The 7,795-nt window shown below is 61.1% G+C and carries 7 protein-coding genes; 4 read left to right on the top strand and 3 right to left on the bottom strand.

Going from position 1 to position 7,795, the window contains the following annotated elements:
• Positions 1-14: 14 nt before the first annotated feature.
• Both WBB95_RS18580 and quiC read right to left on the bottom strand, forming a co-directional pair.
• Entirely contained in the window at positions 15-680 is a 666-nt protein-coding gene (locus WBB95_RS18580) for a TetR/AcrR family transcriptional regulator (protein WP_424488913.1), read from the bottom strand.
• A gap of 80 nt (positions 681-760) precedes the next feature.
• The gene (gene quiC, locus WBB95_RS18575; RefSeq protein WP_424488912.1) at positions 761-2,662 is read right to left on the bottom strand and encodes a 3-dehydroshikimate dehydratase QuiC; all 1,902 of its coding nucleotides are present in this window, start codon (positions 2,660-2,662) and stop codon (positions 761-763) included.
• 224 nt (positions 2,663-2,886) lie between these two features.
• On the opposite strand from quiC, the gene WBB95_RS18570 reads away from it, so the two are divergent.
• A complete protein-coding gene (locus WBB95_RS18570; RefSeq protein WP_424488911.1) occupies positions 2,887-4,221 on the top strand; it encodes an MFS transporter in 1,335 nt (444 codons plus the stop codon).
• Position 4,222: 1 nt separating this feature from the next.
• Here the strand turns inward: WBB95_RS18570 and WBB95_RS18565 are convergent, their stop codons facing one another.
• Positions 4,223-5,101, bottom strand: a complete 879-nt coding sequence (locus WBB95_RS18565; protein ID WP_424488910.1) for a DMT family transporter — start codon at positions 5,099-5,101, stop codon at positions 4,223-4,225.
• A gap of 184 nt (positions 5,102-5,285) precedes the next feature.
• Between WBB95_RS18565 and WBB95_RS18560 the strand changes: the two genes are divergently transcribed.
• The 3 genes from WBB95_RS18560 to WBB95_RS18550 all read left to right on the top strand — a co-directional run bounded on the left by WBB95_RS18560 (position 5,286) and on the right by WBB95_RS18550 (position 7,747).
• On the top strand, positions 5,286-5,702 hold the full coding sequence (locus WBB95_RS18560; protein ID WP_424488909.1) for a membrane lipoprotein lipid attachment site-containing protein: 417 nt from the start codon (positions 5,286-5,288) through the stop codon (positions 5,700-5,702).
• 167 nt (positions 5,703-5,869) lie between these two features.
• Complete coding sequence (ypfJ, locus tag WBB95_RS18555) at positions 5,870-6,760, top strand: KPN_02809 family neutral zinc metallopeptidase (protein ID WP_424488908.1); 891 nt, start codon at positions 5,870-5,872, stop codon at positions 6,758-6,760.
• Positions 6,761-7,747, top strand: coding sequence for an alpha/beta hydrolase (locus WBB95_RS18550; protein WP_424488907.1), 987 nt, complete (start codon positions 6,761-6,763; stop codon positions 7,745-7,747). It abuts the gene before it with no gap.
• Positions 7,748-7,795 lie beyond the last annotated feature (48 nt).

Here is a 7,795-nt window from a genome sequence, read left to right as displayed (position 1 = left end):
GACCTGCGGTGTTATCAGGCCTGCAAGTACCGCATCACCGACTCACAAATCATCTCGCGGTGCCGCTGCTTAACCGCCTCGTCCGACAGCTCGATCTGAAAAATCTCGCTGAACGTGTGGCGGTTGGACACCCGGTAAAAGCTGAATGAGTTGATCAGCAAGTGCACATCCAACGGGTTCAACCCTTGGCGGAACACGCCCATCTCGGCGCCCCGCTGCAACGTGGCGCCCAGCCCTTCGAGGATATTGCTGTTCATGGCCTTGATCGAATCCGAGCGCTTCACGTACTCGGCATTGTTGATATTTTCGATGCTGACAATGCGCACGAAATCCACGTTCTGGTCGTGGTGGTCAAAGGTGAATTCCACCAGCCGCAGGATCGCTTCGCGCGGCTCCAGGGCGGTGAGGTTCATGCGGGTTTCGGTGTTGCGAATGTCGCCGTAGAGCTTCTCCAGCACCTCGACGTACAACTGCTCCTTGCTGCCGAAGTAGTAATAGATCATGCGTTTGGAGGTGTGGATGCGCTCGGCGATGGCGTCCACGCGCGCACCGGACAGGCCCTGCTGCACAAACTCGACAATCGCTTCCTGGAGGATGTTTTCGCGGGTCTTTTCCGGATTGTTCTTGCGACTCTTGCGCGGTGCGTCTGACACAGCGGAGAGGTCGGGGGTCAGGGTCATGGTGCGCTCAGGGCCATTTGTGTTGTGCAGGCCGCGATTATGGGCCGAGGCGCTTCCCGAAGGAAGCACCTCGCCGCCCGTTATAAACGCGCCTGACGCACAGCGCCGCTGCGCGATTTGGCCATTGCCGCCAGGCGCACCGCCACGTTGGCGGCGCCATAACCGGCGTAGCCATTCTTGCGCTGGATGATCTCGAAGAAAAACCGCCCTTCGAACGGTTCGGTGTACACGTGAAACAACTCACCGCCCTGGGCGTCGCGGTCGTACAACACGTTGTAGTACGCCAGTTCGCTGAGGAACTCGTCGTCGAAATCAAACCGCGCGGCCAAGTCGTCGTAATAGTTGAGGGGGATGTCCAGCAACGGCACGCCCGCCTCTTTGGCCCGGCTCACTTCGGCGAAAATGTCCGCGCAGTCGAAGGCAATATGGTGCACACCTGAGCCGCGATAGCTCGACAGCGCGTGGGAAATCGCCGTGTTGCGGTTCTCGGAGATATTCAGCGGCAGCCGAATCGAGCTGCAACGGCTGCGCAGTGCGCGGCTTTTCACCAGGCCGTAAGGGTCGGGCAGCACCACTTCATCGTCGGCTTCGAAATCCAGCAGGCTTTTGTAGAACAGCACCCAACTGTCGAGGCTGTCGGCCGGCAAGGCCATGGCCATATGGTCGATGCGCAGCAGGCCGCCGCTGGACGCCGTGGCGGTTTGCAGGTTGAAGTCGGTGTCGTACAGCGTGCCCTCGGAGGGGTCCACCAGATAAATCAGGCTGCCGTCCGGCGCGCGTACGGCCGCCAGTTCCAGCTCGTTGGGCCCGACCAGCCCGCGATACGGCTGGCCCTTGTAGGCCACCGCGCGCTCCAGGGCCTTGGCGCTGTCCTTGACCCGAATCGCCGTGGCACACAACGACGGCCCATGGGCTTCGAAAAAGTTATGCGCAAAGGAATAGGGTTCGCAGTTGAGGATCAGGTTGATATCGCCCTGGCGCAACAGGCTCACGCTCTTGGAGCGGTGCTGCCCGGCCTTGACGAAACCCAGGCGCTCCAGCCATTGCGTGAGCTTGGCGCCGAGGTTTTCATCCACGGCAAATTCAAGGAACTCGATGCCGTCGTATTCACTGGCGGCGGGCGTATCGAACAGAATCTCGACGGGCTGGGCCGGCGCTTCCTGCTGCAAACGCTCGCGGGTTTTCTCTTCCAGGTACAGCAGCGAGCGCAAGCCGTCCGCTGCATTTGCCCGGGTCGGCGCGGCGCGAAAACCGTCGTTGAAAATTTCCAGGGACAGCGGCCCCGTGTAGCCACTCTTGATGATCGGCGCCAGAAAGCCCGCCAAATCAAACTCGCCCTGCCCCGGGAAGCAACGAAAATGCCGGCTCCACTCCAGCACATCCATGGCCAGAATCGGCGCGTCGGCCATTTGCACAAAAAAGATCTTGTCGCCGGGAATGTCGGCGATGGCGCTCGGGTCGCCCTTGAGCGACAAGGTGTGAAAGCTGTCGAGCAACACGCCCAGGCTCGGGTGATCAATCTGGCGCACCAGGTTCCACACCTGCTGCCAGGTGTTCACGTGCTTGCCCCAAGCCAGCGCTTCATAGCCGATTCGCAGGCCACGGCGCCCGGCGTGCTCGGCGAGCAGGCTGAGGTCATCGAGCAAAATGCGTTCATCGCCCACCGAATCCGCCGAGGCATTGCTGCACACCAGCACCAGGTCGGTGCCCAGCTCCTGCATCAGGTCGAACTTGCGCTCGGCGCGCTCCAGGTTGCGCGCGAGGCGGTCGCGGCGGCAGCCTTCAAAGTCGCGAAACGGCTGGAACAAGGTGATGGCAATGCCGAGGTCGGCGCACATTTGCCTGACTTCCCGCGGGCTGCCGTCGTAATACAACAGGTCGTTCTCGAAGATCTCAACCCCGTCAAACCCGGCGGCGGCAATAGCTTCAAGCTTTTCCGGCAGGGTGCCGCTCAAGGAAACAGTGGCAATGGAACGTTGCATGGGCGACTCCCGGCAATTTTTGTTTGTGGCAAATTATTCGCCCCCAGCCTACACGCAGCAATTAAAATGTACGAACCAGTTAGTTTTCGGTGCGATTATCGAACACTATGCCCCTTTGGCGAATTGACGATTTTTTAACCGCTGCGCACCATCGACCTTGCAGCTACAGCCGAAATGAAGACCCAGAACACACCATAAAAATTTCAAAAAACGGGTACGACCTCATGCCTTCGCAAAACTCCGTCCTGGCCGCGCGCCCGGGCAACCCGCACGCCGGCATCGGCGACAAAATCCGTGGCGCCCTGGCCGTGGGTAAAACGCGCTGGGGCATGCTGGCCCTGGTGTTCTTCGCCACCACCTTGAACTACATCGACCGCGCCGCCCTGGGCGTGATGCAACCGATCCTGGCCAAGGAAATGAGCTGGACGGCGATGGACTACGCCAACATCAACTTCTGGTTTCAAGTCGGCTACGCGATTGGTTTTGTGCTGCAAGGCCGCTTGATCGACCGCATCGGCGTGAAGCGCGTGTTCTTCTGCGCAGTGTTGCTGTGGAGCCTGGCCACCGGTGCCCATGGCCTGGCCACGTCGGCCGTCGGCTTTATGGTGTGCCGCTTTATCCTCGGGCTGACCGAAGCCGCCAACTACCCGGCCTGCGTCAAGACCACGCGGCTGTGGTTCCCGGCCGGCGAGCGCGCGGTCGCCACCGGCATTTTCAACGCCGGCACCAATGTCGGCGCAATGATGACGCCAATGCTGCTGCCACTGATCCTCCACGTGTGGGGCTGGCAGGCGGCGTTCTTGTGCATGTCGGCACTCGGCGGGATCTGGCTGGTGCTTTGGGGGTTGAAGTACTACAACCCGGAAGAGCATCCGACGGTCAAACAATCCGAATTGGACTACGTGCAACAGGAAGTCGAACCGGAACAACCGCGCGTGCCCTTCAGCCGCATCCTGCGCATGCGCGGCACCTGGGCCTTCGCCCTCGCCTACTCGATGACCGCGCCGGTGTTCTGGTTCTACCTGTATTGGCTGCCGCCGTTCCTGAACCAGCAATACAACCTGGGCATCAACGTGACCCAGATGGGCATCCCGCTGATCATCATCTACCTGACCGCCGACTTCGGCAGTATTGGCGGAGGCATTCTGTCTTCATTCCTGATCGGCCGTGGGATGAACCCGATCAAGGCGCGGCTGTTGTCGATGCTGCTGTTCGCCTGCTGCATCGTCGGCGTGATCATGGCCGCCGGTTCCAGCCAGTTGTGGGTCGCGGTGTTCGCCATCTCCCTGGCCATCGGCGCGCACCAGGCCTGGACCGCCAACATCTGGAGCCTGGTGATGGACTACACGCCCAAGCACATGATGAGCACGGTGTTCGGTTTTGGCGGGATGTGCGCGGCCATCGGCGGCATGTTCATGACCCAGATCGTCGGCCATATCCTAACCGTGACGAACAACAACTACACCGTGCTGTTCACCCTGATCCCGGCGATGTACTTCATCGCGCTGGTCTGGATGTACTTCATGGCGCCGCGCAAGATTCCTACCGTCGAGGCCTGACTCAACGCCGCCGCTGCTGCCAGGCAGCGGCCAACCCGCTCATGCAGATCACCCCGATGCCGACCACTGTGGTCACGTCGGGTGTGTGGTTGAACACCAGCCAGCCCAACAACCCCGCGAACACGATCTGGCAATAGCCGAACGGCGCCAGCAAAGCCGGCGCCGCAAAGCGGAACGCCTGGGTCAGCATCAAGTGCGCGGTCATCCCACAGGTGCCCAGCGCCAGCATCAACACGCCATGCCACAGCGTCGGGAGCTGCCAGAAGAACGGCACCAGCGCACTCATCACCAAGGTATTGCACAGGCCGGCAAAGAAGTTGCTGGTGGTCGGGGTGTCGTACTTGCTGAGAATGCGCGTGAGCAGTTGGTAGAAGCAGAAGAACAGCGCCGAACAGAGTGGCAGCAACACCGCCGGGGTGAAGAGTTCACCGCCGGGGTGGATGATCACCAGCACGCCGATAAACCCGCAGATCACCGCCAGCCATTGGCCCCGCGTGACGTGCTCGCCGAGCAATGGCACCGACAGTGCCGTCACCAAAATCGGCGCCAGGAAGTTCACCGCCGTGGCTTCGGCCAACGGGATGTAATGCAGCGCTGCGGTAAAAAACAGGCTGGTACCCAACAGGCACAGTGCCCGTACCACCTGCATCCCCGGCCGTTTGCTGCGCAGCACGCGCAGGCCCGATTGCGGCAGGAAAATCCCGGCCATCAGCAAGGTATGCACCAGGTAACGCGCCCACACCACCATCACGATCGGGTAGAACCCTGCCAGGTACTTGGACAAGGCGTCGTGGCTGGAAAACAGAAACGTCGCCACCACAATCAGCAAGATGCCTTTGAAGGGATGGTTGACGCCGGAGAGGGGTGTGCTGACAGTCATTGTATTCTCTTGCATGGCGGGCTGAACGCTACGGCACTCAACCCGGTAATCTAGCAGCCGGGCTTGCGTCTGCCCCAAGAGCATAACCAAACACCGTGCGAACAGCGCACTAAATCAAGGGATTCGAGTCCAACGCTGCACGTTTGTCCGCGCGTTGCACACTTTTTAACCAAGGCTGCCCGCTATGAAAAAAACCCTCTTTGCCCTGTCTGCCCTCGTGCTGCTCACCGCCTGTAACAAGGAGGAAGCGCCAGCGCCCAAGCCCGCCCCCGCGTCGGTGCAAGCCACCCTGGTGCCGGCAACCCCGCCCACCGACAAATGGGTCGGCAAGTGGATCGGCGTGGAAGGCCTGAACCTGACCATCGCCAAAGACGACAGCATCGGCCGTGGCCACTACCTCCTGACCATGCAATACGGCCTCGACGCCGACGATTCCGGCACGTTCAAAGGCGAAGCGAACGAAGACGGCATCGCCTTCACCCGCCCGGACGGCCCGCAGCAGTTGAGCGCAGGCGACGGCGAAGCCACCGGTTTGAAATGGCTGGCAGATAAAAAGGACTGCCTGATCGTCGATACCGGCGAAGGGTATTGCCGCGACTGACGAGGCGTTGCTGACACAACTTTCATCTGGCGCCCCTGCCGACATGGCCCGACAGCAGCGATACTAGGCCGCTCTCGTACCTGTCGGACAGCCGGGCTGGCGCCGTGCCCACGCACCAACAACACTGCATTGAAAAAGTGTTCCCAGGTTCACGAGAGGATTGCCCCATGCTATGGAAAAAAGGCCGACGCAGCGACAACGTGGTGGATGCCCGCGATGACAGTGGCGGCGGTGGTGGGGGGGGCATGCGCTTTGGTGGCGGCAAGGGCCTGAGCCTGACGGCGATTGTGCTGATCGTCGGCATCGGCTGGCTGACTGGCCAGGACCCGCTGCAGATCCTCGGCCAATTAACCGGCCAAGTGGAACAGGCACCGTCGGTGAGCACGCAACCGCGCCAGGCACCGCCGGCCAATGACCAGCAGGCCGACTTTGTGCGCGCCATTCTGGGGGACACGGAAGACACCTGGGCGCAGGTCTTCCAGGAAAACGGGTTGGTCTACAAGAACCCGAAACTGATTCTGTTCCGTGGGCGGGTGAATTCCGCCTGCGGTGGCGCCACCTCAGCCAGCGGCCCGTTTTACTGCCCGGCTGACCAGCAAGTGTATCTGGACCTGGATTTCTTCCGGGAAATGTCCCAACGCTTCCAGGCCGCCGGCGATTTCGCCCAGGCTTATGTGATCGCCCATGAAGTCGGGCATCACGTGCAAACCTTGCTGGGCATCTCGGCCAAGATTCAAGCCGCGCGCCAGCAGGGTCGGCAGATGCAAGGCGACGGCGGCCTGCTGGTTCGCCAGGAGTTGCAAGCCGACTGCTTCGCCGGAGTATGGGCCAACCGGGCGCAAAAACGCCTGAACTGGCTGGAACCCGGCGACATTGAAGAAGCACTCAACGCGGCCAACGCCATTGGCGATGACCGTTTGCAGCAACAGGGTCAAGGGCGCGTAGTGCCGGACTCGTTTACCCACGGCACCTCGGCACAGCGGGTTCGCTGGTTCAAGACCGGCTTCGCCCAGGGCCAGATCACTCAATGCGACACCTTTACCGCCAAGAGCCTCTAGATGAACAAACGATTGGGATTGTTGTTGAGCGTGTTGATTACCTGTTCTGCCACCACCTGGGCCGCCGAGAAAGAACACGGCGTCAAGGAAGTCAGCCCCGATCGTTTTCACCTGGATGCCGGTGACCTCAGCCTGGGCTTGAGCCAGGACTGGAGCAAGCCGTTGCCCCAGGTCACTCGCGCATTGATCATCGTGCACGGCCGCCTGCGCAATGCGCAGACCTACCTGCAAAGTGGCGAAGACGCCGCCGAACATGCAGGCCAGGCCGGCAATACGCTGGTGATCGCGCCGCAGTTTCTCAATCAGTCCGACGTAAAGCGCAACCACCTGGACAACCAGGTGCTGCGCTGGAATGGCAATGACTGGATGGCCGGCGAGGCCTCGACCGGCCCGGGCCAGATCAGCTCCTACGGCGCCCTCGACCAGATCATCAAGCACCTGGGCAACCGCAAACTGTTCCCGGCGCTGAAAGAAATCGTGGTGGCCGGGCATTCCGGTGGTGGCCAGGTGGTGCAGCGTTTCGCCCTCACCGGCCACGATCACCCAATGCTGCAAACCGAAGGTATCAGCCTGCGGTATGTGGTGGCCAACCCGTCCTCCTACGCTTACTTCACGCCGCAGCGCCCGGTGAAGTTTGATGCCGCCAGTTGCCCAGGCTTCAACGACTGGAAATACGGCATGCAAAACCTGCCGGATTACGCCAAGGGCCAGAGCGCGCAGCAGCTTGAGCAGGCTTACGTGTCACGCAACATCACCTACCTGCTGGGCCAGCAAGACACCGACCCGAACCACCCGGCGCTGGATAAAAGCTGCGAAGCCGAAACCCAGGGGCCGTATCGCCTGATCCGTGGGCACAACTATTTTGACTACCTCAAGCAGCGTCACCCGCAGCTGACTCAGAAGCTGGTGGAAGTGCCGGGGGTTGGGCATAACGGGGATGGGATGTTCACCTCGCCTGAAGGGCAGAAGGTACTCTTTGCTCAGTAGTCACTGAAAAACGCGGTTCGACATGTGGGAGCGGGCTTGCTCGCGAAT

It is taken from the genome of Pseudomonas sp. (assembly GCF_049645325.1).
In the GTDB taxonomy this organism is placed as follows: Bacteria; Pseudomonadota; Gammaproteobacteria; order Pseudomonadales; family Pseudomonadaceae; genus Aquipseudomonas.
The sequence above is the reverse complement of the archived record's forward strand: the minus strand, read 5'-3'. Positions and strand labels throughout refer to the sequence as shown.

Excerpts from the sequence above, each read along its gene's own strand:
- WBB95_RS18580 (WP_424488913.1), bottom strand. The coding sequence starts at position 680 with ATGACCCTGACCCCCGACCTCTCCGCTGTGTCAGACGCACCGCGCAAG.
- quiC (WP_424488912.1), bottom strand. The coding sequence starts at position 2,662 with ATGCAACGTTCCATTGCCACTGTTTCCTTGAGCGGCACCCTGCCGGAA.
- WBB95_RS18570 (WP_424488911.1), top strand. The coding sequence starts at position 2,887 with ATGCCTTCGCAAAACTCCGTCCTGGCCGCGCGCCCGGGCAACCCGCAC.
- WBB95_RS18565 (WP_424488910.1), bottom strand. The coding sequence starts at position 5,101 with ATGACTGTCAGCACACCCCTCTCCGGCGTCAACCATCCCTTCAAAGGC.
- WBB95_RS18560 (WP_424488909.1), top strand. The coding sequence starts at position 5,286 with ATGAAAAAAACCCTCTTTGCCCTGTCTGCCCTCGTGCTGCTCACCGCC.
- ypfJ (WP_424488908.1), top strand. The coding sequence starts at position 5,870 with ATGCTATGGAAAAAAGGCCGACGCAGCGACAACGTGGTGGATGCCCGC.
- WBB95_RS18550 (WP_424488907.1), top strand. The coding sequence starts at position 6,761 with ATGAACAAACGATTGGGATTGTTGTTGAGCGTGTTGATTACCTGTTCT.